A 22,815-nucleotide genomic window follows, 5' to 3' on the forward strand; every position below is an offset into this window, starting at 1 on the left:
ACAACGTTGCAGCAAGGCGTCGTGTTTGAACGCCGCTTGTTCCATGGCTTATTTGGCACTGAAGATCAGAAAGAGGGCATGGCCGCGTTTGTTGAGAAGCGCCCCGGGAATTGGACAGGGAAATAAGCATGAAAATAGCATTTATCGGATTGGGGAACATGGGCGGCGGCATGGCCGCAAACCTCGTTAAGGCAGGGCACACGGTAAATGCGTTTGACCTGTCGGTGGAGGCATTGGCGCGGGCGCAGGAAAATGGCTGCGCCACGTTTACGTCTGTGCGCGAGGCGGTCGATGGTGTTGACGCTGTCGTATCGATGCTGCCCAATGGCAAGATCGTCGATAGCGTGTTTGAAACCGATGTATTGGGCCATGCCCTCAAGGGCGCGGTGTTGCTCGATTGTTCGACGATTGACGTTGATACCGCGCGCAAGGTGACGGCGGATGCGGTCGCAGCCGGCTATGACATGGTCGATGCGCCGGTCTCGGGCGGCATTGCGGCCGCCAATGGGGGCACGTTGACCTTCATGGTGGGTGGCACCGATACCGCCTTTGCGCGGGCAGAGCCGATCCTGTCGGCGATGGGCAAGGCTGTCATTCATGCTGGCGGATCAGGGGCCGGTCAGGCGGCAAAGATATGCAACAACATGCTGTTGGGTGCATCGATGATTGCGACGTGCGAAACCTTTGCCATGGCGCAAAAGCTTGGGCTCGACCTTCAGACCTTTTACGACATTTCGTCGAAAGCTTCTGGTCAAAATTGGTCGATGACAAGCTATTGCCCGGTTCCAGGTGTCGGGCCGACGACGCCTGCGGATAATGATTATCGGGGCGGTTTTGCGACCGCACTGATGCTGAAGGACCTTAAGCTGGCGATGGAAGCTGCGCAGTCCGTCAACGCTGATGTGCCAATGGGCGCGCGGGCGGCCGAGCTATACGCGCAATTTGATGCAGATGGAAAAGGCAGTCTGGACTTTTCAGCGATTATTCAAAGCCTGTAAATCGGTTACGCGATGTATAAGTTTGATGTGATTTTGATCCAGCGAAAAGGGTTGCTAACCTTACGAAACACCTGTGAGACTGACTCAAAGCAAATCTTGCATAGAGCTAAACGGCATTAATGATCAATTCAGGCGGAAATCGATGGCGATCCCATCATTTTGTCTGCATCCTATTAGTTTATCGGGCTTGCTCGAAGATCGCTCGCTAAGTTAACATAACAATGCTCGCGCGCTACCTCTCCCATATATTTCGTCGATACATGTGTAAAAACGCTCCGTACACTGGCCTCTCCAAAGGAATTTCCGGTACCATTTTCAAATTCGATGAACTCGCCGCGGCCTTGGATGCTAGATTAGAAGCGCAGGTGTTTGCTCACTTCAGAGAGCTGACGGCCGAACGGTTTGCCGTGCTTATCTGCGCCGTCATCGTGTGGGCAACTTCATTATTGACTGGTTGTAGACAAGCGAGCATTCTCGGCCACAATTCATAGGAGATGTTCATGCGGATTATGCGCTGGCCTTTTATCAGCCTCATGTTGCTGGCCGTAAGCGTTCTTCTGTCGCCAGAGGCCAAGGCTGAAGCCTCCTCTGCTGGCAGTGTGGACTACCAAAAATACTGTGCGGAATGCCACAATGCCAACCTGAAGGGCGGTGGTCATGGTGTCGCTTTAACCGGCGAGCGGTTCCGCACCCGATGGGGCAAAGGCGGCGTACCTCCCTTGGCGACCTTCATCCGCAGCATGATGTCGATGAACGTGCCGGCTAACGCGCCGCCCTCCGTAGTCAACGGCATCGCAGCCTTCCTGCTGCGCAGCAACGGCATTGCGGTAAGCGAATTAAAACCAGCGGCAAGCGAACAAAAGTCAGATCAAACCAATTGGCAAGGGGCTGCTGGCGTCATGGAGGCAGCCCAACGGGCCGGGGGCTGGGTTAACCGCGAAGCACCGCTGACCTCACCGGTTACCGATGCGCTGCTGCAAAACCCACCCGCCGCAGACTGGCCCCAATGGCGCCGCACTGAAGATGGGCAGGGTTTTAGCCCGCTGTCCGGCATCAACACCAACTCGGTGGGTCGCCTGCGGCTTGCCTGGGCGATGACGATGAAAGACGGCAGCAATCAACCCACACCCCTCATCCATGAAGGCGTGATGTACCTGACCCATCCGGGCAATGTGGTGCAAGCAATCGAAGCCGCGAGCGGCAGTCTGCTGTGGGAATATGCCTACCCCTATCCCGAAGACTCACGCACGCTCGGTGGCCCTACACGCAATATCGCGCTGTATCAGGACAAGGTGTTTCTGGCCACTTACGACGCCGCCATTGTGGCGCTGGAGGCGCGGACCGGTAAGCTGCTGTGGCGCGCAGTGAAGGCAGACTATCGTCAAGGCTTCACGCACACGGCGGGGCCATTCATCGCCGGTGGCGTCGTGGTGAGCGGCATCAACGGCTGCGAACGCTACAAGAAGTCCGGATGTTTTATCACCGGACACGACCCAAGCACAGGCAAAGAACTTTGGCGCACCTCCACTATAGCACTGCCGGGCGACCCCAATGATGCCAGCTGGGCGGGCCAGCCCGTTGAATTGCGGGGCGGCGGCGACAATTGGATTACCGGGAGCTATGACCCGCAGTTAAACCTCTATTATTTCGGCACCGCCCAAGCGAAACCTTGGGTAGCAGCCAGCCGCGGTATGACTGCGGCGGACGCCGCCCTCTACACCAACGCAACACTGGCACTCGACCCACGCACCGGCAAATTGCAATGGCACTTTCAGCACGTACCCGGTGAAACACTCGACATGGAAACCGGCTTCGAACGCGTGCTGGTCGATATCGGGCCGGACAAATTCGTGCTCACGGCCGGTAAGGATGGCCTGTTGTGGAAACTCGACCGTCGTAACGGCAAGTTTGTTGCTGTCACCGAAACGCTGTATCAAAATATCTTCAAGTCCATCGACCATAGCACTGGTCGCGTGGAATACCGCGATGACATCATGAATGCAGGGGTGGATGACACGGTGTCGGTCTGTCCGAGCATCTATGGCGGCCACAACTGGCAGGCCAGCGCCTATGACCCGGCCAGCAATTTGCTGTTGTTGCCGTTGCACCAATTGTGCGTCGACATGACCGGCCGTGCCGTGGAGCGCAAAGAAGGCGGCGGCGGTTATGGCGGCGAATCCACCATCCACCCCATGCCTGGCACTGACGGCATGCTCGGTCGCCTGAGTGCCATCGATGTCACGACGTTAAAGCCGCGCTGGTCACACACCCAGCGCGCGATGTTCATGACCTCTGCTCTTACCACTGGAGGTGGTCTGGCGTTCATTGGCGACCTGGATCGTTACTTCAAGGCCTTCGATGTGAATACCGGCAAGGTGCTCTGGCAAACACGCCTTGGGTCAGCGCCGCATGGCTACCCAGTCACTTATGCGGTAGGCGGCAAACAGTATATTGCCGTGACCACGGGCATGGGCGTGTTCAAGCTGGTGACGGCGCAACAAAGCCCGGACATCTACCAGCCGAGCGGTGGCAATATGCTATATGTGTTTGAGCTGGCCGACTAACGAGCGAGCGATCTGCCAAATTACCGGCGTCGGACGGGTCGCATGATCATCAATCTTGGTCGGTCGCCGCGTAGCCTAGCGTCAGGACCTATTAAAATGGAGGCAATTTAGGAGGTCAGGCCACCGAACAAAAAGTGCTGACGATATTGTCTGCCCGCATCGCGTCTTCGACGATTCGACCCTGTGGATAACTTCTGCTAAAAAGAGAATATTCCGATTCGTTTGTATCTTTTATGTAACTAAAAATCGCATTCTTCGGGGGGAGAATTGAAGTGAGCTTTGTTCAAAAAGAGCCGCTTGTGGGCGAGATGGAATTGATTGGCGCTAGGCTTAACCACGCGCGCACGATGGCTAATCTTGTTCTCCAAGACATCGCAGATCGCACGAAAATTTCACTGCGCTTTTTGGCAGCGATTGAGAATGACGACTTCTCGGCATTGCCTGGGCATGTGTACATTTATGGTTTTACGAGAGCCTTTGCCCGTGCAGTAGGTCTCGATGAGGAAAGCCTGGTAGCCGCACTTAAAGAAAAGATGCAGTGCGCTCGGTTTGATTAACCAGCGATCCTTGCATCATAGCGACTTTGCCGTCTACGATATTGGCCAAGGCCGCGGATGACAATCAGCTCCATTATGAGACGATATCGCCAAGCTCGTCGGGCGGGATACGCCAAGACAAGCGCATAGAGGCTGGTTTGGGTTTTTGTAGGCACGGAAAAAGGAGAAGCAAATGACAGGGCAACTTGCGGGAAAGACGGCGATCGTAACTGGAGGCGCTAGCGGTATCGGGCTAGCCATAACTCGTCTTTATTTAGCTGAAGGCGCAGAAGTGCTGGCCGTGGATCTGCAGCCCTTTGACGCAGCGGATCTGCAAGCTAGCGATAAGCTAGCACGCCTCTTGTGCGACATTACAACACCGGATGCCGCAGATTCAATAGTCGCCGCCGTGCTTTCCCGCTTCGGCAAGGTCGATATCCTTGTCAACAATGCGGGGATTTGCTTGCCAGGCACTGTTGAAGACCAGACGCCGGAAAGCTGGTTGAGAACTATGGAGGTCAACGTCACGGCACCCTTTATGATTACCCGTGCCGTGCTGCCGCACATGAAATTGCGCGGGACTGGTCGGATCATTAATCTTGGTTCAATCATGTCGGACTTTGGCGGGCCTTCGCTCTGCGCATACGGAACCAGCAAGCACGCCGTTGCGGGCCTTACCAAATCACTATCTGCTGATTTGGGTAAATTCGGTATAACTGCAAACTACCTGCAGCCCGGCGCAATAATGACGCCCTTGGCTGCCCCTTCTATGTCAGACCCTGCCTTCCGCTCTTATTGGGAAGAAAAAGCTCCTGTCGGGCGTATTGGAGAGGCGCATGAAGTTGCCGCTGCGGCGCTTTTTCTGGCAACAGATGCCGCTAGCTATGTGAGCGGTGCTGGCATCAAAGTGTGTGGAGGAGCCATCTCGCGTTTTTAATGCGTGCGAAAACAAATTGGCAGCGTCGGGATGGATGTGAGGGTGTTCAATTGCTGTCACTTGGGTTAGGACAGCTTCAACCTGAAGCTCCCCGCTCTCAATACTCATACAGGCCCTGCGCCGTCAGGCTAAGCCTCTTGTCTTACAAAGCTAAGGTGGCGTGATAAGGGGCACGCGACTGGACCAAAGCGTTACAAGTCCACATTCCTCATAAGCAGGCATCCATGCTTTCACGGGCGAGAGCGACAAGCTTTGGAAAGCTTTTAGCGCGCTCTGTCGCGTGTGCGGATGCAGCAGTACCGCGAATTACACGCCCCTTAATACCGTGGAAAATTGCGGCAAGTCGGAAAAAATTGAATGTGACATAAAAGGCGTAGTCGGCCTCAGAAATCAACGCGCGGTTAGTTCGGCGACAATATGCGGCCAGATAGTCTGCCTCAGACGGAATTCCGAGCGTGGCTAAGTTGGCGCCCCCTAATCCTGCCACTATGTCTGGAGGCATCCGAAACATCATCGCATGATAAGCAAAGTCGGCCAGTGGGTGCCCTAGAGTTGACAATTCCCAATCCAGAACCGCCAGCACACGTGGTTCTGTCGGATGGAATATCATATTATCGCAGCGAAAATCACCATGTACGATGCTAATCTCATCGCCGAGCGGGATGTTAGCTGGCAACCATTCGACCAATTTGTCCATTTCCGTATCGCGCCCTGCATCGGCATCTTCGAGATACTGCTTCGACCAACGCGCAATCTGTCGCTCAAAATAATTGCCTGACCTGCCAAAGTCAGAAAGGCCAACCGAAGCGGGATCAATCTTATGAAGGGACGCAATTGTGGTATTCATCGCATCAAAATAGGCTGCACGATCGCCAGTTTCGACATCAGGAAATGTGGCATCCCAAAAAATACGCCCTTCAACCATCTCCATGATAAAAAACGAAGTTCCGATAATGCTGTCATCTTCACAAAGACCGTAAACCTTAGCCACAGGAAAACCGGTAGCCCCAAGCGCGGATAATATTCGCGCTTCTCGGTCAACCGCATGGGCACCCTTCAACAAATCACCCGGTGGTTTGCGGCGTAATACGTACGACTTTGTATTTGTTATGATCTTATAAGTAGGATTAGATTGGCCGCCTTTAAATTGTTCAACGGTGAGAGGCCCGTCAAAGCCCTCAACATTTCCAATCATCCAGTCTGCCAATGCCTGCTCGTTGAACCGGTGTTCTATTCTAACTGGCGTTGTGCCCATATTTGCATCTGAGCCCGTAATCATAATCTTAACTCCACAGCCAGAATTTAAAGGCGCAATAGGTCCCTACCAATAATCATACGCCTAACCTTATTGACAATCTCGCGCCTCTATCGGTCAACAGCCGTTTCGTCATCAGGGGAAGAGTATACCGTTTCATGCGCGTTGGCCGTGATCTTGGCTGCGGCAACGTATCACAAGGCACGCTGTACTAATGCCCACGCCACCGTTGATGCAATGATCGATAAGACTCATATCATCTCTGTTTTTTCATCAAAATGGAATTGCGGATTATTTTGCCCCTAGCTCGGTTACCCACTGACGACATTGAAAACTGCCACCTTATCGTTGTCGTCGTCGTGGAACTCAGGCTGTCGGATTATCAATGCTCGTAGTTCTTGAGCGCCGTATCGCGATTATAGGGCGTTAACTCGTTAATGCGTCCCTGCTCTACCTTTTCCAGCCAGTTAGGATCCGCAAGAAGAACGCGACCCAGTGCGACGAGATCAAACTCGTTGCGCTCGAACATCTTTACAAGATCCTCCAGGCGACCCAACATGGGAGACGACACGCCTTCGACAAAATCCTGCATCAAATCTCGATCCATGCCGATCGATCCTACGGTGATCACGGGCTTACCCGTGACCTGCTTGATCCAACCACCCAGATTTTTGTGGTCGCCTTCGAACTCGGGTTCCCAGAAACGACGCTGCGAAGCATGGAAAATATCCACCCCAGCGCGGGCCAGCGGGTCAAGCCAACGGTGCATCTCGTCCGGATTAGCTGCTAATTTTACATCATAGTCATACGTCTTCCATTGTGAGACACGAAAGATGATAGCAAAATCTTCGCCTACCGCTGCTCGGCAGGCGGCAATAACCTCGGCCGCAAATGTGGCGCGGTCCGCAATGTCCGGCCCGCCATAGCGATCATTGCGTAGGTTGGTTCGATCCCAGAAGAATTGATCAAAAATATACCCATGAGCCCCGTGCAGTTCGATGGCGTCGCATCCAATTTCTTTTGCCAAGCGGGCAGATTTTGCGAAGGCGGCGATGGTATCATCAATATCCTGTTGGGTCATGGCGCGACCACCCTCAATGTCCGGCCCAGCGAAGCCTGACGGACTAACCAACGGAGCGTGGGGTGAATCGGGGAAGTTGAAATCCATACAACCGCCGACATGCCATAATTGCGGAACAAACATCCCGCCTTCGGCGTGGACGGCATCAATTGCGCCCTTCCATCCGGCAAGCGATTCCTCTCCATCAAATAGCGGGATATTGTCTGCGGCAACAGCGTGATCAATCGCCACTCCAGTGCCCTCGGTTATAATCGTACCGACACCACCCGCAGCACGACGGCGGTAATATTCTGCCCCATCCTCTCCTAACACACCCCCAGGAGCAAAATAACGCGACATCGGGGCCATGCAGAAACGGTTTGGAGCTTTCAGCGACTTACACGCAAATGGAGTATGCAGCGGTGCAAGCAAGGCAGCTAAATCGTCAAGTGGAGCAGTAGACATCAGATTAAATCCCTTAAAAATGCGAGCAGTGCCTCATTATAGGTAGAGGGGCTCTCGAGCTGAGGGGAATGCCCAGTGCCCATAGTTAGAAGCGTGCCATTCGCAGCGCAGTTTGCGGCAAAGCCTGCAATCGCAGGGTCAGCGATTGCATCTTTTGCTCCGCCAATCGACAGGACAGGGAAAGTAAAAGATGCCAGCAGTTCGCGCTGATCAAGCGTTGCAAGTCCAGCAAGTGTTTCGCTGGCACGCGGCGCGGTTGCCAAGAAGCCTCGCTCGACCCAACCAATCATAGCCTCGCTTGCGCCTTCGCCCGAGGCGCCCTCAGCCAGCGCCCGGAAAAATCCGGGGCGGTCGGCGGTAATTGCGCCAGCGATTGCGAGAACGTCCTCAGGCATGCCGCCGTGCGGAAATCCGTCGCCTTGTACATAGCGCGGCGATGCCCCGCAGGTTAGAATAAGTCCTGCAACACGATTGCCGAGCAATGCGGCAGCCGCAACTGCAACGGCGCCGCCCAAGGACCACCCATTTAACGCGACCCGTGAGACACCACATCGATCGATGATCGCGGCAACATCGCCGGCAATCGCAGCAATCGACATATCGGTAAAATCCCGGTCCGAACGACCGCAGCCTCGGTGGTCAATCACAATTGCACCATGCCCCGCAGCAAGGAGCCCCTCGACAGCCGAAGCCCAATAATCTCCAGACATGCCCCAGCCGTGTATAAGCACGACCGGCAATCCGGGCGCACGATGGTGCTCAAAATAAACGCGGCCACCATCATCAGTATCAAAATAAGCCATATATGCTCCTATGCAGGCGGCGACAGTATGACGCCGGGAAGCGGATTAAAGTGGTGCATCTTCACCTTGCGGTGCGCGATCTTCCATATGCCATCGCGCCTTTCGAATTTATCGAAATAGGTCGCACTTACGGTTTGGGCTTGACCATCAGAGGTCGTACCAATGCAGTCAACGTCACACAGGCCGGTCGCGCGGTCATCACCTTCAAAGAAAACGACGAGGTTCGTGGTGAAGTGGCTGGATGCAAGCCAAGCTCCCCACAAAACATCCTGGGTGACTTGCGCAATGCTGTCAGCGCCCTCAAAGCTGCCAAAGGGAGGGCCAATGTCCCATATGGCATCGGGCCACCATATTGCACGGAAGCGTTCCCAGTCGCGCTTGTCAAAGCCGTGGCAATAGTCGCTAACCAAATCATGCATCGCGAAGCGGCTCTCAACACGGTCTAAACGTTTATCGATGTCAGAGATCTCTTTCATATCAATTCCTTGAGATATCGCACATCAGTCAAGATATGCTGCGAATTTCTCTCGCGCTGCGGCAAGACGGGCTGGCACATGATAGCTCGGGAAAGGCCCAGCGAACGGCTGAATATCTCTCAATATGTCCTTCGCCACGCCGATTTTGTGCACTTCGGTCGGTCCATCGACGATTCCCATTTCTGGAACATATTGCCACATATCCATCAGCGGCGTTTCGTTCGACATGCCAAGTGAACCGTGCAGATGCAGTGCGCGATACACAACGTCCTTAAGCACGCCCGGCATGGCGGCCTTAATGGCACTGATTTCGCGCCTCACTGGGCGGGTATAGGTCTGATCACGATCAAGCAGCCATGCGGCATAAAGGACATGTAAGCGAAATTGCAGAATCTGCGTGTAGCTGTCGGCGATTTTCTCTTGGACCATCTGCTTGTCGGCCAGACGTTCGCCCTTGGTGGTGCGGCTAACGACACGTTCCGTCATATATTCCATCGCTTTATTCAGCATTCCGACAGTCCGCATCGCGTGATGGATACGACCGCCTCCGAGGCGCGACTGAGCGACCTTAAAGCCTGCGCCGATTGGACCAAGATGGTTTGCTTGAGGCACGCGGCAGTTGGTGAAACGAAGATAGCCATGAACCCCGCTGCCAATCTCATCCTTTGGACCAACGGCGGTATTTCGTATTATCTCAAGTCCTGGCGTATCATGCGGGACGATTAACATCGTCGATCCCTCATGCACCGGAACATCAGGATCAGTGATGACCATGACAATTAGGAACTCAGCAATGCAAGCGTGGCTAGCATACCACTTCTCGCCCTCAATTACCCATTCGTCACCATCAAGATGGGCTTTGCAGGTGAACTCGCCAGGATCGGCCCCTGCTTGCGGTTCGGTCATCGAATAGCAGGAGACAATCTCACCATCGAGTAGCGGCTGGAGATATTTAGCCTTCTGATCCGAGGTGCCAAAACGCGCGAGTATCTCAGCATTACCAGTGTCAGGCGCTTGAGTTCCAAAAACAGTCGGCGCAAAGCGACTGCGGCCCAGAATTTCGTTCATCAGCCCAAGCTTCAGTTGGCCAAGGCCTTTTCCGCCGAGTTCGGGACCTAAATGGCAGGCCCAAAGGCCCCGTTTTTTGACCTCTTCCTTAAGCGGCGCCATGATACGCGCAGCTTGCGACCGCGGATCAACATGCGCTCCAGGATCGCGAAACACCAGATCAAGTGGCTCTATCTCCTCGGCAACGAACCCGCGCATCCATTCCAGCTGCAGTTCAAATTCAGGCTCGTTTGAAAAATCCCATGCCATCAGTAAATAGTTTCCTTACTTTTTTGTTCCAACCACACTCATCGACCGTCTTTTCAGGCACATTCGCTCCTAAGTTCCGTGTCAGGCACAAATACATCCTGCACTTCACTTGTTCCGGTCGCGCCACTCGAGATCGGAGCCGCTTTACTTGGAGGCTCGGGTCTCATGCTGCTCTTTCCCGTGACCGACAAAACTGTCGAATCTTTGTTGCATAGTTACTAGTTGAGAACAAGCAAGAATGGTAAATCAGCGAAATTATGAAAATTTTATATTTAAATACAGTTAGATAAGAAATATATTGTTATGTAACTCAAGTGGTATGCAAAATTTGCTTGTCGATAACAAGCAAGTGAGGCATCCTTTAAGTTGGAGCGTAAATTGCGACATCTGTAGGGGAGATCGCGATCAAATCATGCGCCCGTTTTTGGAGAGGAATGATCATGATAGATCGTATACAAATCACGCGGCTGCTAACCACCGCTGCAATCATATTATATCCTGCGTCAATAGTCAGTGCGCAGGAAACAAACACGGAGACACAGGCAGAAACGCAGGGGTTGGAAGAAATCCTTGTAACCGCCCGTAAGCGCGACGAAAACATTCAGGATGTGCCTGCATCGGTCAGCGCGCTGTCCGCCAGTGAACTGGAGAGGCGCTTCGACTCCGACGTTCGTGACTTTGCGGGCGCTTCACCCAATATTGTTATCGATGACACGCAGCAGGGTCCGGGAGGCGTTGCAGCTATATACATTCGCGGTATCGGCGTCGGTGATGTCGAGAAGTCAGTCGATCCAGCAGTCGGCGTTGTTTTTGATGATATTTACATCGGGCAGAGTTCGGGCAGTTTGCTCAAGGCGATCGATATTGATCGTGTTGAAGTTCTGCGCGGGCCGCAAGGAACTCTGTTCGGACGCAACGCTACCGGCGGCGTAATCAACCTTGCTCGTTCGCGACCGACGTATGATCTTACCGGAAAGGCTCGCGCCACGTATGGTCGATTTGATACATTTAAGGTTGAAGGCGTTACCAGCACTGGCCTTTCAGATAATGTAGCGGTCAAAGTCAGCGGCGCTTATGAGAAATCCGATGGCTATATGTATAACAAATTCTTTAAACAGCCGGGTCAGCGTTCTGAGTTCTATGCTGTTTCAGGCGCACTCTTGTTCGAGCCGACCGATAATCTCGACATCCAAGTCAGCTACGATCATCAGAAAACTAAGCAGGATCCGCCACAATTGCTTGCGGTTAATAAGTCGACCGACCTGTTCTGTGCGGCATATGCTCAGTGCTCGCCTACGCTGGGCGAACCCACATCTGGTGATCGCTTTGTGAGCGTCTCTGACGGACGGCTCGACAAAAATGCGACATTTAAGCTCGATATGGCAGTCGCCAAAGCGACCTATGATGTCGGATCCGATATGCAGCTAGATTATATTCTCGGCTGGCTAAAAACAGACGAAACAATCACTCAGGATTTCGATACCACGCCATTTACGCTGTATCATACTGATCGGCCTGCACGTTGGCGCCAGACCACGAACGAATTGCGCCTCACAAAGGGCGGTTCAGGCCCAGTGACGTTTGTTTTGGGCGCCTATTTGTGGGATTCTGAGTATACGATCAATTTGAAGAACTACATTGGGTTCGCAGGACCGCCTCTGCTTACAAGTGCACAAGATGTCACACAAACTAACAAGTCATGGGCGATCTATGGGGAAGGCGACTATGATCTCACTGATAAGCTCACTTTGACCGTTGGGGCTAGGTACACAAAGGATAAGAAGTCCAGCCTTGTCAATGACTTGCCTGTCAAAATCTATGGATCTTTGGTCGAAGCAAATCCAGTCGCCACATTGCCTGGAACTATAGTCATGGCAGCGCCAGTCGAGGAAAGCTGGAAGAAATTCACGCCCCGCGTTTCGCTTCGCTACGAATTTTCCGATGACGCGATGGTCTATGGTTTGTGGTCACGCGGCTATCGTGGAGGCGGGTTTAATGGACGTCCTGCAACTCTTGGCGCTGCAACGATTCCGTATGATCCGGAAACTCTCGACAATTATGAAGTAGGTTTCAAAGCTGAATTCGCGGATAGCCGGGTTCGTCTGAATGGATCAGCTTTCGTAATGAAATATAGTGACATGCAACAGGATCTGGACGTTCCGGCGCCTGGTACATCGACGGGACGCGAGAACCGAACGATCAACGCATCATCAGCTGAGTTCAAAGGCTTCGAGCTTGATTTGACCGCAAAGCTGTTCGACGGCTTTACGCTCAACGGTAACCTTGGCTATCTTGACGCGAAGTATCAGGACTTTTTAGGTGACATCTACAGCACAGGTAGGGCTGTGGATGCCTCATTCTTGAAAATCCGTCGCGCACCAAAATGGACATGGAGTGCCGGAGGAACATATGAAGCTGACATCGGTAACGATGCGTCGGCTTGGATTTCAGGCGATGTGCGTTACATAGGCGAGCATGAAATCACCTTCCTCAACAATCCGAACTTACGGAACGGTGGCCAGTTCTTGTTGGACGCCTCTGTCAACGCACGATTCGGCAAGACAACGGTGAGCCTGTTCGGCAAGAATTTGGCTAACGAAAAGGGCTGGACGATCGGTTACGACGTTCAGGGCGTTTGGAGCTATGCGGCACCGCGTCCAAGTCGGACTTGGGGCATTGCCGTGACGCAGGCGTTCTGAGTAGGACTGGCATGACTAAACAGCCAAAGCGTGAAACGCGGCGATGGGTAGTTACTGGCGCATCGCGAGGCCTTGGCCTCGCGATCGCCAGGATCGCCGCGAGCCATGGAGATAAGGTTGCTCTTTTTGCCCGCGGAGAGAATGTCCTTGATGAAGCCCAGGCCATTGGGAATAATGCGATGGGCCTAGTCACGGACGTAACAGATCCATCGTCTTTAGAAGATGCCTGTGCGCAAGTTGCGGAGCGTTGGGGAGGCATTGATGTTCTCGTCAACAATGCGGGTCTGCATCGTGGCGGGCTAGTTGGCACTCTTTCCCAGAATGATTGGCAGGCCGTTATTGACACCAACCTCTCCGGCCCTCTCAACTGTGTACGCGCCGCCTTGCCTTATCTGGGTGAAGGGGGGGCGATTGTAAACATCGGTGCCGTTGTTGGTCTTCGCGGTTTTACCGGTGATGCTGCATATGGTGCGTCAAAGGCCGGACTGTCCGGACTAACGCAAGTGTTAGCCGTTGAACTAGCACGCAGGGGCATCCGGGTTAATCTCGTCATCCCCGGTATGGTCTCGACCGAAATGACGGCGGGTATATCGGCGCGCGCCAAAGCGAGGCTTGTAGAAAGCATTCCACTTGGTCGTGAAGGAACGGCTGAGGAGCTGGCCAATGTCGTATGGTGGGTTGCAGGATCGCCATATATGACTGGCTCAACTATCTCCAACGATGGCGGCTTGCTGTGCAGGCTGTGAGCGATCCGGCTGAGCTGTTTTGCACTTGGTTGGAAGGGAATGCAGAATTCACCGAAGTACGCATTGCGCGCCGCCTTGCGGGCGGAAACGCAAATGTTACAAGCCTCGTCGAAACGGCAACTGGTCCGTTGGTGCTACGTCATCCGCCCACCAATACGGTATCTGACCTTGCCGGTGCCGGCATTGCTCGAGAATTTCGCTTCATTTCGGCCATCTCAGGCAATGCGCCGGTTGCCGAACCCATATTATTTTGTGAAGATGCGGAAATATTAGGTGCCCCATTTTCCCTCACGCGTTTCGTGCAGGGAACAGCGATTACTGACGTTTTGCCGCCCGCTTATTCAAACAATATTGAAACTATCGATGCTATTGGCATTGCATTGATAGATGCCCTCGCAAAGGTGCACGCGATTACACCCGTTCCTGAAGGGTTGGGGGATGTAAAGAAGGCGCGGAACTTTGTTGTTCGCCAGATTGAGCGATGGCGTGCGGTGCGATTAGCTTCCAAAGTCCGAGATCTGCCACTGATCGAAACGCTCGGAACTTGGCTAGCTGACAACGCTCCAGAGCCAGAGACGGCGCGGATCGTGCACTGCGACTATCATCTCGACAATGTGTTGATGGACCCGATAGAACCAAAAGTTAGGGCAATACTTGATTGGGAAATGGCAACGCTAGCCGATCCACTTGTTGATGTGGGGCTCGTGACGGCAATGTGGAATCGCGATGAAAGTCTGCCCCTCGGCTTCGCGTTTGTGCAGCGCGTGTCAAATGTTCACGGAGCCATTGAAGGCGGTGAATTGGCGCAGCGCTGGTCAAATTCAACAGGGCTTTCCATTGAACATCTTCATTATTTTCAAGCTTTTGCACTATGGCGTCTCGCCGTGATCGTCGAGGGCGCTTACGTATTGTTCCGCAATGGTCAAGTAGACGGACCTTATGAACGTGGTCTTGAGCATGATGTGCCGGCATTACTTGATGCCGCTCAGCGCATTGCTCAGATAAAGGGTATGGCATGATGGACGCCACAATGATGCACGAACCGCTCGGTACCGCTGCAATTTTTGCTCACGGTGAACGCATTCATGCTTCTAGCCGTATTGGCCTATTTGACGGCGCGCAGATGAATTGGCGTAGCTATGCCGAGACAGCAAATCGCGCGCGTTGCCTTGCGTCCGCGTTACGGTTGGCGGGCGTGGATAAAAATACGCGTGTTGCTACATTAAGCTGGAATGATTTTGCCCATTTCGAAGCGTATCTTGCAGTGCCAGCAATGGGGGCTGTGCTCCATACGCTCAACCTGCGGCTTCACCCCGATCAGTTGCGCTACATCATGGCGGATGCTGACGATGCCTTTCTGATTGCCGACGGCGATCTGCTTGCTGGCCTCTTGCCTCAGATCAATTCGCTTGAAGGTCTGAAACAAATAATCGTTACCGGTAATGTCGCCGGGCTCACGGAAATTAAAAAGCCATGGACGCTCTACGAGGACTTCATTGCCGATTGTGAGCCGATTGTCGAATTCCCGGATGTTGAAGAGACCGCTGCTGCCGCTACCTGTTATACGTCCGGAACAACGGGCAACCCCAAAGGTGTCGTGTATTCGCATCGCACGATATACCTGCATAGTCTCGCATCTATGGCCACAAACGCCTTTGCTTTAGGCGATAGCGATAAAATTTTACTCATGCCGCCTATGTTCCATGCAAATGCTTGGGGACTGCCGTATTCGGGCTGGCTCGCAGGCGCAGACTTCGTGTTGCCTGGTCCCCACCTGCAGCCGGAAGCGATCCGCCGGATGATCCGCGCAACAGCGCCGACATTCACTGCCACTGTGCCTACTATCTTGAACGATCTGCTCCGCGCAGATTCCAAAGACCCGATCGATATGGGAAGTTTTCGCGTCATCGTAGTGGGTGGATCAGCAGTTTCCGAGGCTCTAATCGCCGAGGTTGAGCGAAGCTGGAATGTGCCGCTTATCCAAGGTTGGGGAATGACGGAAACAAGCCCGCTTTGCGTTCTGTCTCATCCGCCAGCCGACACATCGAACGAAGAGGCACGCCGTTTGCGCGCCAAAAGCGGACGACCTGTCGCAGGTATGCGCGTACGGTTGGTCGACGACGATGGTAAGCGGCTCAGCGAAGACGGCAAAACCATCGGGCGCTTGCAATTACGGGGTGCATGGGTTGCGCGGGGATATCACGGCGTGGGTTCGGATGGCGTGTTAACCGAGGACGAATGGCTTGACACTGGCGATGCCGGCACGATTGATGAGCGGGGATATGTGCAGGTAACAGACCGGTTGAAGGATTTGATAAAATCGGGCGGTGAGTGGATTCCTTCCGCCGAACTCGAAAATCATGTTTCGAGCCTTTCCGGTGTTGATCTGGCTGCGGTTGTAGCAGTCGCAGACCCGCGTTGGGAAGAGAGGCCGCTGGCGATCGTTACAACGTTAGATGGCGCAATGCCTGATTTCGTTGCCTTGCGACGCGCTTTGCAAGGTCGCGTTGCACGTTTTTGGATACCCGAATACTGGACGCATGTGGATAAATTACCGTTGACCAGTGTTGGCAAGATTGACAAGCAGGCACTGCGCCAGGCGGTTGCGACCGAGAAGATTAAAATTGTGAAAGTTGACCAGTAGTCATGAACGCACCAATCAAGGTGAAGGGTAAGGCTTCTCTTCGCGAGGTGACGGAATTTCAACATGCCGTACCGACTAAGGCGCGAGTCAAACCACGCGCTCAACGACGCACGCAAGCGGAACGCACTGCGCTTTCCGATGCGCGGATGTTCGACGCGGCAATGCAGTTGATAGTTGAACAAGGTACACACGCAACGACGCTCAAGGCCGTTGGCGAACGTGCCGGATATTCTCGAGGTTTGGCGTCCAGCCGCTTCGGTTCGAAGGATGCGCTTTTCGGTCAGCTTGTTCTGCATTTCAATACCAGCTGGACACGGGAACTCGCTAACAAAGTGGGAACAAGAGGTGGCGCACATGCCTGCCTAGCCGCTTTACATGCTGTGGAAGATTTTCTCTCAAGCCACTCAACATATATGCAGGCCATGTATATCTTGTGGTTTGAGTCTATCAGTACGCACAATGATGTGCGTGATCATCTTGCGGCATATCATCAAATTTATCGCGATGACGTCGCCCATTGGGTCGAAGAAGGTATCTCATGCGGTGAAATTGATGCCGATGTAGATGCAGAATGCTACGCATTTGGCTTTTGCAGTTTCATATTCGGGACGGTCTATCAATGGCTTGTTGCACCAAATAATCTCGACCTTTCCAAGCAGTTTGAAGCGTTTCGCCGACTGACCCTGAAGGCATTTAAAATAGATTAGTTTTCTTCAAAAATTTTTCTTCAAAAACATATATATATCAATAGTTTAATCCCTATTATTTGTGCTTGATTTTTCATTTGCTAGACGCTAGCAAATAAGCGGTAAAAATGTCGTGGGCGGCACCCGATATTGTGGGAGGGTTTGCTTGGCAAAAGTTGTCAATTCGCTAATGTTAAGAAGCTTGGCGCGCCAGTGCATCGCTGTAGTGACGGGTTTTGGCGCTGTCGTATGGATTGCTGATGGCGAAGCAGTTGGACCGTCCCGCATATGACTGGTCCGGCTATCCATGACGTGAATTTGAAGCTGCCGGTTCTTCATGGTGTCCGCGTGATCGAATTAGCAGGAATTGGTCCTGCGCCGTTTTGCGGCATGATGCTTGCCGATCATGGAGCGGATGTCATCCGTATTGATCGCCCTGGAGCTAATGCGGAGGAGCAGCAGTGCGATGTGTTGTTGCGTTCGCGGCGTACAATCACGCTTGACCTGAAGGATCCCGCATCAATTGAGGTTGTCGCTCGGCTCGCCGAAACAGCCGATGGATTTATTGAGGGTTTTAGACCCGGAGTGGCAGAGCGTTTAGGCTTAGGACCCGATGTTCTACTGAAACGTAACCCCGCCTTAGTATATGGGCGGATGACTGGTTGGGGTCAGGATGGGCCGCTTTCCAATGCCGCAGGACATGATCTCAATTATATATCCATCAACGGGTGCCTCGCGGCGCTGGGTCAGGATGGAAAGCCGCCAATGCCGCCGCTGAACCTGATCGGCGACTATGGTGGTGGCGGTATGATGCTCGCCTTTGGTTTCGTTTCGGCTCTGTTGGCTGCTCGACAAAGCGGTCATGGCCGCGTTATCGACTGCAGCATGGCAGAAGGGTCCGCAGCATTAATGGCGGGGATGTGGTCTCTTAAACACAGCGCCATGTGGGAAAAAGAACCTGGCCAGAACCTCCTTGATGGCGGTGCACCTTTTTATTCTAGCTATGCGTGTGCAGATGGCGAACTCATTACCATTGGAGCTATCGAGCCACAATTTTATGCACGCTTGATCGAAGCACTCGAACTTGACAACGACCCGCTGTTTGCGGCGCAGCGGAATGAGGAAAATTGGCCCGCTATGAAGGTCCGCTTGGGCGAGATTTTTGCATCGGCACCTCGGCAGGTTTGGACAAATCTGCTGCAACACCGCGACTGTTGCTACACCGAAGTTGTTTCGATGGCTGATGCGCCAGAGCATGATCACAACCGTGCTAGGGGAAGCTACCTGGAATCCGACGGCCTCATGCAGCCGCATCCAGCCCCGAGATTTGCCGACACAAAAGTCGTTCTGCCTAAGATGTGGCAGCGCGATGCTGATCGGGAGGATATTCTTGCTGAGTTAGGAATGGCTGACCCTTATCGGGTAAAACAGACACATTAAGAGAGAATAACGGGCACTAACTAAGGTGCCGTTGGATAATTGGAGAAGATGATGACTATAGGCACTGCAGACGCAAGCGTTGCGCTCAAAAATCGTAATGACGCACCAAAACTCGACTATGACGCGATTGTCATAGGTGCCGGTTTTGCTGGACTAGCCCTCATCCATTATCTGCGAAAATTGGATCTGAGTGTGCGCGTATTCGACCGCGCTTCAGATGTTGGCGGTACATGGGCGTGGAACCACTATCCCGGTGCGGCTACCGACAGTGAAAGCTATTATTATTGCCTTACCTTCTCTCCAGAACTGCTGCAGGAATGGTCCTGGACGAAGCGTTATCCGGGTCGGGAAGAGACACAGAGCTATATGCGGTTCGTCGCCCATAAATGCGATATGTGGCCTCACATTCAGCTTAACACAGAGATTGTGGAAGCGCAGTATCTGGAAAATCAGGGCCATTGGCAGGTTACGACCGGCGATGGCAGTGTCTTTACCTGCAAATATTTCATCAGTGGCATGGGGATGATTTCCGAGCCGATGATTCCGAAGATCGCAGGGATGAGTACATTCAAAGGTCCGATCTTCCATTCTTCCCGCTGGCCGAGCGAAGGCTTGGATTATGCCAACAAAAGGGTAGGCATTATTGGCGCAGGCGCAACAACGGTACAAATGTTGCCAGTTGTCGCCGAAACCGCGGGAAGCGTGACGGTATTCCAACGCACGGCAAACTATATCTTGCCCGCAATGCAAAAGCCGATGACACCCGAATGGGAAAAGGAAATCAAAAGCAATTACGCTGACATCGTCGCGAAGTGCCGTAACCACGTGTTCGGCATGGCTTTCGATAGCCCAGTAGGCCGCAATGTAATCGATACGTCGCCAGAAGAGCGGGAGCGCATTTTTGAAGAGAATTGGACTGGCAGCTTCCGGTGGGTTTTTGAGACTTTTGACGATCTTCTGGCCAGTCCGGAAGCCAACCGGATGGCAGGCGACTTTATCGGCAAAAAAATGAAGGAGCGCATCAAAGATCCGGAGCTAGCCAAATTGCTTGTACCGAATTTTGATGATTACCCTCTTTTTGCAAAGCGTCCTCCGCTTGACCATGGGTATTTGGAAGCATTCAGCAGAGACAATGTGCAGCTCGTGGACATTAAAAACCATGAACCCATAGTCGAGATCACAGAGACTGGCGTGCGTACGACCCGGAATGAATTTGAATTTGACATCATCGTATTGGCGACCGGATTTAAGGCGTACACGGGCGCGTTGGAGGCTTTCCCGATCCGCGGGTTGGGGGGCCAAACATTGAGCCAAAAGTGGCAGTCCCAATCGAGCAGCATCATGGGTGTGTGCGTCACCGGTTTCCCCAATATGTTCGTGGTTACTGGTCCCCAGGCACCCTTTGCTAACCTTCCGACATCCATTGAGCAGAATGCAATTTGGATTTCGCGTTGCATCGATAAAATGGAGCGCGAAGGTTTGGACGTTTTCGAGCCGCAGGAACAAGCGGAGCTTGAATGGACCGCCGCGACCAGCGATATTCACCAGCAGACCCTTATGGCCAATGGTGACAAGGTTAATTCCTGGATGATGGGTGCCAACCGAGACGACAAAGGCGCACGTGTTCTAATTTACTTTGGCGGTGCAGGTGCCTATTATGACGCACTGGATCAGTCAGCTGCCGACGGATTTCCGCAACTGAGCTTCAAAAAATTGTCATAGGCTGCGGGCATTCGACATTACATGAGATTAACCACATCCATACGTCGTAAAGATGTCGGGAATGGCAACAAGGATATCAACAAATGCGGCTAGAAAATAAAGTAGCGGTCATCACCGGCGGAGCAATGGGTATCGGTGCGGCAACGGCGAGCCGATTTATCAAAGAGGGCTGCAAGGTCGTCATAGGCGATATACAACGTGGACCGGGCGAAGCTTTTGCCGCGCAGTTTGGCGACCAAGCTGCTTTTGCCGTGTGTGATGTGACAAAAGAAGACGATGTCGCGGCGCTTGTAGATCTTGCCATCAGCCGGTTCGGCAAGCTGGATATTATGTTCAACAACGCCGGCATTGTCGGAGCAGTCGGACCAATTGACACGACCCCCGCCAGCGAATGGAACGCTTCGCTTGCCGTTCTGATCAATGGCGTGTTTTTTGGCATGAAGCACGCAGCACGTGTTATGAAACCCGCGGAATGCGGCAGCATCATTAGCATGGCCAGTACCGCCGGTTTGATGGGCGGCCTTGGGCCACACGCCTATGCAGCCGGAAAGCATGCTGTTGTTGGGATGACCAAGAACGTCGCTGCTGAGCTCTGCCATGTAGGAATTCGCGTCAATGCAATTGCCGCGGCGAGCATGGCGACCCCTATGGTCGCAAATGTTCTAACCGGCGATCCCAGCAATATTGAGGAAGCCAAACGCATCTTAGCTGAAGTCTCGCCATTGCATGGTCGGCCAGGTTTAGCCGAAGACGTGGCTAACGCTGCTCTATGGCTCGCAAGCGATGAGTCCGGTTATACAACTGGCCATACGCTGACCACGGATGCCGGGACCACCATTGGCGCGACCTCTGCAAAGCCGAACTTTAGCGAGTATCAGCCAATGATCGGCGAGGCGGTGATGAAGACGAGCTGACAGCGGTCGCGCGGGCGTCGGGGGTACTCGACGCCTCGCGCTGCTTCAATGGATGTTGGTTCAGTACGCTGCATCGTCCGGGCTGCTCATTCATACGTTCCGGGGACTGCGAAAGCCTCAGCGGTGATTGCGACTGCCCAGCAACACGGGTTGGCTTCTTCCGATATCCGCACGCGACATTAAGTGCCCTCCTAAGGCAGGCCAAGCCGGACATAAATGCCAAACTACGCCTTTGTTGGACCAATATCTGGTATGGATTTAGTCATGACTTTCAGATAAGCGAACGCGAGACGTTGTTAGAGACTTTTTTGAAAAGCAATTGAGTATGAGTGAAGCACCACAACGGTTAAATTCGCCTGAGCCAGGTAAGGATAAATTTGTAAGTACAAATGGGCTGTTGAGTGATGAGTTGCTTTCCTGCATCGGCCGAACGTCGGCGCGCCGGACCGAAATTGCCTCTCGGCGGGAAATACGTAAATATTCCATTGCAACGGGCTGGAAGAAAAAAGAATATCTGGATGGCGATGAAGCCCCACCTTTATTTCACCTCGCTCTGTTCTGGGACATGGTTGAGCTGGACAAGCTAACCCCCGACGGCGTTTCAATCGATGAATTGCTACCCAAATTTCCGCTTGAAAAAGCAATGGCAGGCGGCCTCAGTATCGATTATTTCAGACCCATCATGGCAGAGGATGTTCTGGTTGCCACCCGCACCCTGACCAATATCTATGAAAAATCTGGTTCGCAGGGACCGATCATTTTCTATGAAGTTATCATGCGCGTGGAAACGGCCGCTGGCGAACTTGTCCTCACTGAAAAAACAACACGGCTCTTGCGATAATGAACACATCGAAAATAACAGACCTAAAGCCAGGCGACACCTTACCGGGTCGTGCTTACTCTCCAGATAACGTCCAGAATTTCATGTATAGCGCCGCGCTTTGGAATGCCCATCGCATCCATTTCGATATGCCTTACGCCACTGAAATCGAGGGCTATCCGGGCATTGTGATGTCGGGGCCGATGCTTGGCGACTGGCTGACCCAATGTGTTATAGAATGGCTGGATGGTGCGGGCCAGATGACGCAGCTTGAATATTCGAACCGCAAAGCCGCATATATAGGCGAGACAGTGACCTCAGGCGGGCGGGTGCTTTCAGTCGATCACGACACGGGTTCCGCAAGACTTGAAATCTTCATCAAGAATGAAGCCGGCGACGTAATCGTTCCGGGCACTGCCGTCGTTGCTTTCAACAAGGCCTGATCGGAAACAATCATGGATAACTTGCGGGGAAAAGTTGCCATTGTTGGGGCTGCGGACTCTCAGGTGGGAAAACTTCCCCAATTCAGCCCCACCGGCTTGTGTATCGATGCCGCACGGCGCGCTATGGTAGATGCCAGTATCACAAAGGACCAGATTGATGGGCTAATCACCTGCAATTCGATGGCCGAACCCTATATGTATCACGCCGAAGCAATGGCCGAATATATGCAAATATTCCCGCGCTATTGCATGAGCGTGGGTGCTGGCGGCAGCACGACCTTTTCGATCCT

Annotated in this window: 19 protein-coding genes and 2 pseudogenes; 16 read left to right on the top strand and 5 right to left on the bottom strand. The window is 53.1% G+C overall.

From position 1 onward, the window contains the following. The 5 genes and pseudogenes from ACILP4_RS08995 to ACILP4_RS09015 form a co-directional block, all read left to right on the top strand. Positions 1–126: pseudogene (locus ACILP4_RS08995) on the top strand (enoyl-CoA hydratase); the annotation flags it as partial. A gap of 2 nt (positions 127–128) precedes the next feature. Beyond that, positions 129–998 carry a 3-hydroxyisobutyrate dehydrogenase gene (gene mmsB, locus ACILP4_RS09000; protein ID WP_395620388.1) on the top strand — a complete coding sequence of 290 codons (870 nt, stop codon included), beginning with the start codon at positions 129–131 and terminating at the stop codon, positions 996–998. A 500-nt stretch (positions 999–1,498) separates the two neighbouring features. Then, entirely contained in the window at positions 1,499–3,562 is a 2,064-nt protein-coding gene (locus tag ACILP4_RS09005) for a PQQ-binding-like beta-propeller repeat protein (protein WP_395620389.1), read from the top strand. Between the two features lie 272 nt (positions 3,563–3,834). Next, entirely contained in the window at positions 3,835–4,119 is a 285-nt protein-coding gene (locus ACILP4_RS09010) for a helix-turn-helix domain-containing protein (protein WP_395620390.1), read from the top strand. Between the two features lie 172 nt (positions 4,120–4,291). After that, entirely contained in the window at positions 4,292–5,035 is a 744-nt protein-coding gene (locus tag ACILP4_RS09015; protein ID WP_395620391.1) for an SDR family NAD(P)-dependent oxidoreductase, read from the top strand. A 208-nt stretch (positions 5,036–5,243) separates the two neighbouring features. Here the strand turns inward: ACILP4_RS09015 and ACILP4_RS09020 are convergent, their stop codons facing one another. The 5 genes from ACILP4_RS09020 to ACILP4_RS09040 all read right to left on the bottom strand — a co-directional run bounded on the left by ACILP4_RS09020 (position 5,244) and on the right by ACILP4_RS09040 (position 10,411). Continuing rightward, complete coding sequence (locus tag ACILP4_RS09020; RefSeq protein ID WP_395620392.1) at positions 5,244–6,314, bottom strand: phosphotransferase family protein; 1,071 nt, start codon at positions 6,312–6,314, stop codon at positions 5,244–5,246. 358 nt (positions 6,315–6,672) lie between these two features. Beyond that, on the bottom strand, positions 6,673–7,815 hold the full coding sequence (locus ACILP4_RS09025) for an NADH:flavin oxidoreductase (protein ID WP_395620393.1): 1,143 nt from the start codon (positions 7,813–7,815) through the stop codon (positions 6,673–6,675). After that, the gene (locus tag ACILP4_RS09030; protein WP_395620394.1) at positions 7,815–8,618 is read right to left on the bottom strand and encodes an alpha/beta fold hydrolase; all 804 of its coding nucleotides are present in this window, start codon (positions 8,616–8,618) and stop codon (positions 7,815–7,817) included. The genes ACILP4_RS09025 and ACILP4_RS09030 overlap by 1 nt, the downstream gene beginning before the upstream one ends. A gap of 8 nt (positions 8,619–8,626) precedes the next feature. Then, positions 8,627–9,094, bottom strand: coding sequence for a nuclear transport factor 2 family protein (locus tag ACILP4_RS09035; protein WP_395620395.1), 468 nt, complete (start codon positions 9,092–9,094; stop codon positions 8,627–8,629). Positions 9,095–9,118: 24 nt separating this feature from the next. After that, positions 9,119–10,411, bottom strand: a complete 1,293-nt coding sequence (locus tag ACILP4_RS09040; RefSeq protein ID WP_395620396.1) for an acyl-CoA dehydrogenase family protein — start codon at positions 10,409–10,411, stop codon at positions 9,119–9,121. A gap of 440 nt (positions 10,412–10,851) precedes the next feature. Between ACILP4_RS09040 and ACILP4_RS09045 the strand changes: the two genes are divergently transcribed. From ACILP4_RS09045 to ACILP4_RS09095, 11 genes and pseudogenes are all read left to right on the top strand, one after another. Beyond that, positions 10,852–13,110, top strand: coding sequence for a TonB-dependent receptor (locus tag ACILP4_RS09045; protein ID WP_395620397.1), 2,259 nt, complete (start codon positions 10,852–10,854; stop codon positions 13,108–13,110). Positions 13,111–13,121: 11 nt separating this feature from the next. After that, positions 13,122–13,856, top strand: coding sequence for an SDR family NAD(P)-dependent oxidoreductase (locus tag ACILP4_RS09050; protein WP_395620398.1), 735 nt, complete (start codon positions 13,122–13,124; stop codon positions 13,854–13,856). Continuing rightward, positions 13,781–14,875 carry a phosphotransferase family protein gene (locus ACILP4_RS09055; RefSeq protein WP_395620399.1) on the top strand — a complete coding sequence of 365 codons (1,095 nt, stop codon included), beginning with the start codon at positions 13,781–13,783 and terminating at the stop codon, positions 14,873–14,875. Before ACILP4_RS09050 ends, ACILP4_RS09055 begins: the two co-directional genes overlap by 76 nt. Then, positions 14,872–16,500 (top strand): long-chain-fatty-acid--CoA ligase, encoded by a 1,629-nt coding sequence (locus ACILP4_RS09060; RefSeq protein WP_395620400.1) that lies wholly within the window; start codon positions 14,872–14,874, stop codon positions 16,498–16,500. Before ACILP4_RS09055 ends, ACILP4_RS09060 begins: the two co-directional genes overlap by 4 nt. A gap of 2 nt (positions 16,501–16,502) precedes the next feature. Continuing rightward, the gene (locus tag ACILP4_RS09065) at positions 16,503–17,207 is read left to right on the top strand and encodes a TetR/AcrR family transcriptional regulator (RefSeq protein WP_395620401.1); all 705 of its coding nucleotides are present in this window, start codon (positions 16,503–16,505) and stop codon (positions 17,205–17,207) included. Between the two features lie 267 nt (positions 17,208–17,474). Then, a complete protein-coding gene (locus tag ACILP4_RS09070) occupies positions 17,475–18,626 on the top strand; it encodes a CaiB/BaiF CoA transferase family protein (RefSeq protein ID WP_395620402.1) in 1,152 nt (383 codons plus the stop codon). A gap of 51 nt (positions 18,627–18,677) precedes the next feature. Next, the gene (locus ACILP4_RS09075) at positions 18,678–20,348 is read left to right on the top strand and encodes a flavin-containing monooxygenase (protein ID WP_395620403.1); all 1,671 of its coding nucleotides are present in this window, start codon (positions 18,678–18,680) and stop codon (positions 20,346–20,348) included. 83 nt (positions 20,349–20,431) lie between these two features. After that, positions 20,432–21,262, top strand: a complete 831-nt coding sequence (locus tag ACILP4_RS09080) for an SDR family oxidoreductase (protein ID WP_395620404.1) — start codon at positions 20,432–20,434, stop codon at positions 21,260–21,262. A 325-nt stretch (positions 21,263–21,587) separates the two neighbouring features. Then, on the top strand, positions 21,588–22,103 hold the full coding sequence (locus ACILP4_RS09085; protein WP_395620405.1) for a MaoC family dehydratase N-terminal domain-containing protein: 516 nt from the start codon (positions 21,588–21,590) through the stop codon (positions 22,101–22,103). Continuing rightward, positions 22,103–22,525, top strand: a complete 423-nt coding sequence (locus tag ACILP4_RS09090; RefSeq protein ID WP_395620406.1) for a hypothetical protein — start codon at positions 22,103–22,105, stop codon at positions 22,523–22,525. Before ACILP4_RS09085 ends, ACILP4_RS09090 begins: the two co-directional genes overlap by 1 nt. A gap of 12 nt (positions 22,526–22,537) precedes the next feature. Continuing rightward, positions 22,538–22,815 (top strand): annotated as a pseudogene (locus ACILP4_RS09095) (hypothetical protein); the annotation flags it as partial.

It is taken from the genome of Sphingorhabdus sp. (assembly GCF_044239045.1).
Classification (GTDB): Bacteria; Pseudomonadota; Alphaproteobacteria; order Sphingomonadales; family Sphingomonadaceae; genus Sphingorhabdus_B.

What these genes read in the sequence shown, in the direction of transcription:
- ACILP4_RS09085 (WP_395620405.1), top strand. Translation starts at nt 21,588, where the DNA reads ATGAGTGAAGCACCACAACGGTTAAATTCGCCTGAGCCAGGTAAGGAT.
- ACILP4_RS09055 (WP_395620399.1), top strand. Translation starts at nt 13,781, where the DNA reads ATGGTGGGTTGCAGGATCGCCATATATGACTGGCTCAACTATCTCCAA.
- ACILP4_RS09065 (WP_395620401.1), top strand. Translation starts at nt 16,503, where the DNA reads ATGAACGCACCAATCAAGGTGAAGGGTAAGGCTTCTCTTCGCGAGGTG.
- ACILP4_RS09025 (WP_395620393.1), bottom strand. Translation starts at nt 7,815, where the DNA reads ATGTCTACTGCTCCACTTGACGATTTAGCTGCCTTGCTTGCACCGCTG.
- ACILP4_RS09080 (WP_395620404.1), top strand. Translation starts at nt 20,432, where the DNA reads ATGCGGCTAGAAAATAAAGTAGCGGTCATCACCGGCGGAGCAATGGGT.
- ACILP4_RS09090 (WP_395620406.1), top strand. Translation starts at nt 22,103, where the DNA reads ATGAACACATCGAAAATAACAGACCTAAAGCCAGGCGACACCTTACCG.
- ACILP4_RS09020 (WP_395620392.1), bottom strand. Translation starts at nt 6,314, where the DNA reads ATGATTACGGGCTCAGATGCAAATATGGGCACAACGCCAGTTAGAATA.
- ACILP4_RS09050 (WP_395620398.1), top strand. Translation starts at nt 13,122, where the DNA reads ATGACTAAACAGCCAAAGCGTGAAACGCGGCGATGGGTAGTTACTGGC.
- ACILP4_RS09075 (WP_395620403.1), top strand. Translation starts at nt 18,678, where the DNA reads ATGACTATAGGCACTGCAGACGCAAGCGTTGCGCTCAAAAATCGTAAT.
- ACILP4_RS09035 (WP_395620395.1), bottom strand. Translation starts at nt 9,094, where the DNA reads ATGAAAGAGATCTCTGACATCGATAAACGTTTAGACCGTGTTGAGAGC.
- ACILP4_RS09060 (WP_395620400.1), top strand. Translation starts at nt 14,872, where the DNA reads ATGATGGACGCCACAATGATGCACGAACCGCTCGGTACCGCTGCAATT.
- ACILP4_RS09030 (WP_395620394.1), bottom strand. Translation starts at nt 8,618, where the DNA reads ATGGCTTATTTTGATACTGATGATGGTGGCCGCGTTTATTTTGAGCAC.
- ACILP4_RS09045 (WP_395620397.1), top strand. Translation starts at nt 10,852, where the DNA reads ATGATAGATCGTATACAAATCACGCGGCTGCTAACCACCGCTGCAATC.
- ACILP4_RS09015 (WP_395620391.1), top strand. Translation starts at nt 4,292, where the DNA reads ATGACAGGGCAACTTGCGGGAAAGACGGCGATCGTAACTGGAGGCGCT.
- ACILP4_RS09040 (WP_395620396.1), bottom strand. Translation starts at nt 10,411, where the DNA reads ATGGCATGGGATTTTTCAAACGAGCCTGAATTTGAACTGCAGCTGGAA.
- ACILP4_RS09070 (WP_395620402.1), top strand. Translation starts at nt 17,475, where the DNA reads ATGACTGGTCCGGCTATCCATGACGTGAATTTGAAGCTGCCGGTTCTT.
- ACILP4_RS09005 (WP_395620389.1), top strand. Translation starts at nt 1,499, where the DNA reads ATGCGGATTATGCGCTGGCCTTTTATCAGCCTCATGTTGCTGGCCGTA.
- mmsB (WP_395620388.1), top strand. Translation starts at nt 129, where the DNA reads ATGAAAATAGCATTTATCGGATTGGGGAACATGGGCGGCGGCATGGCC.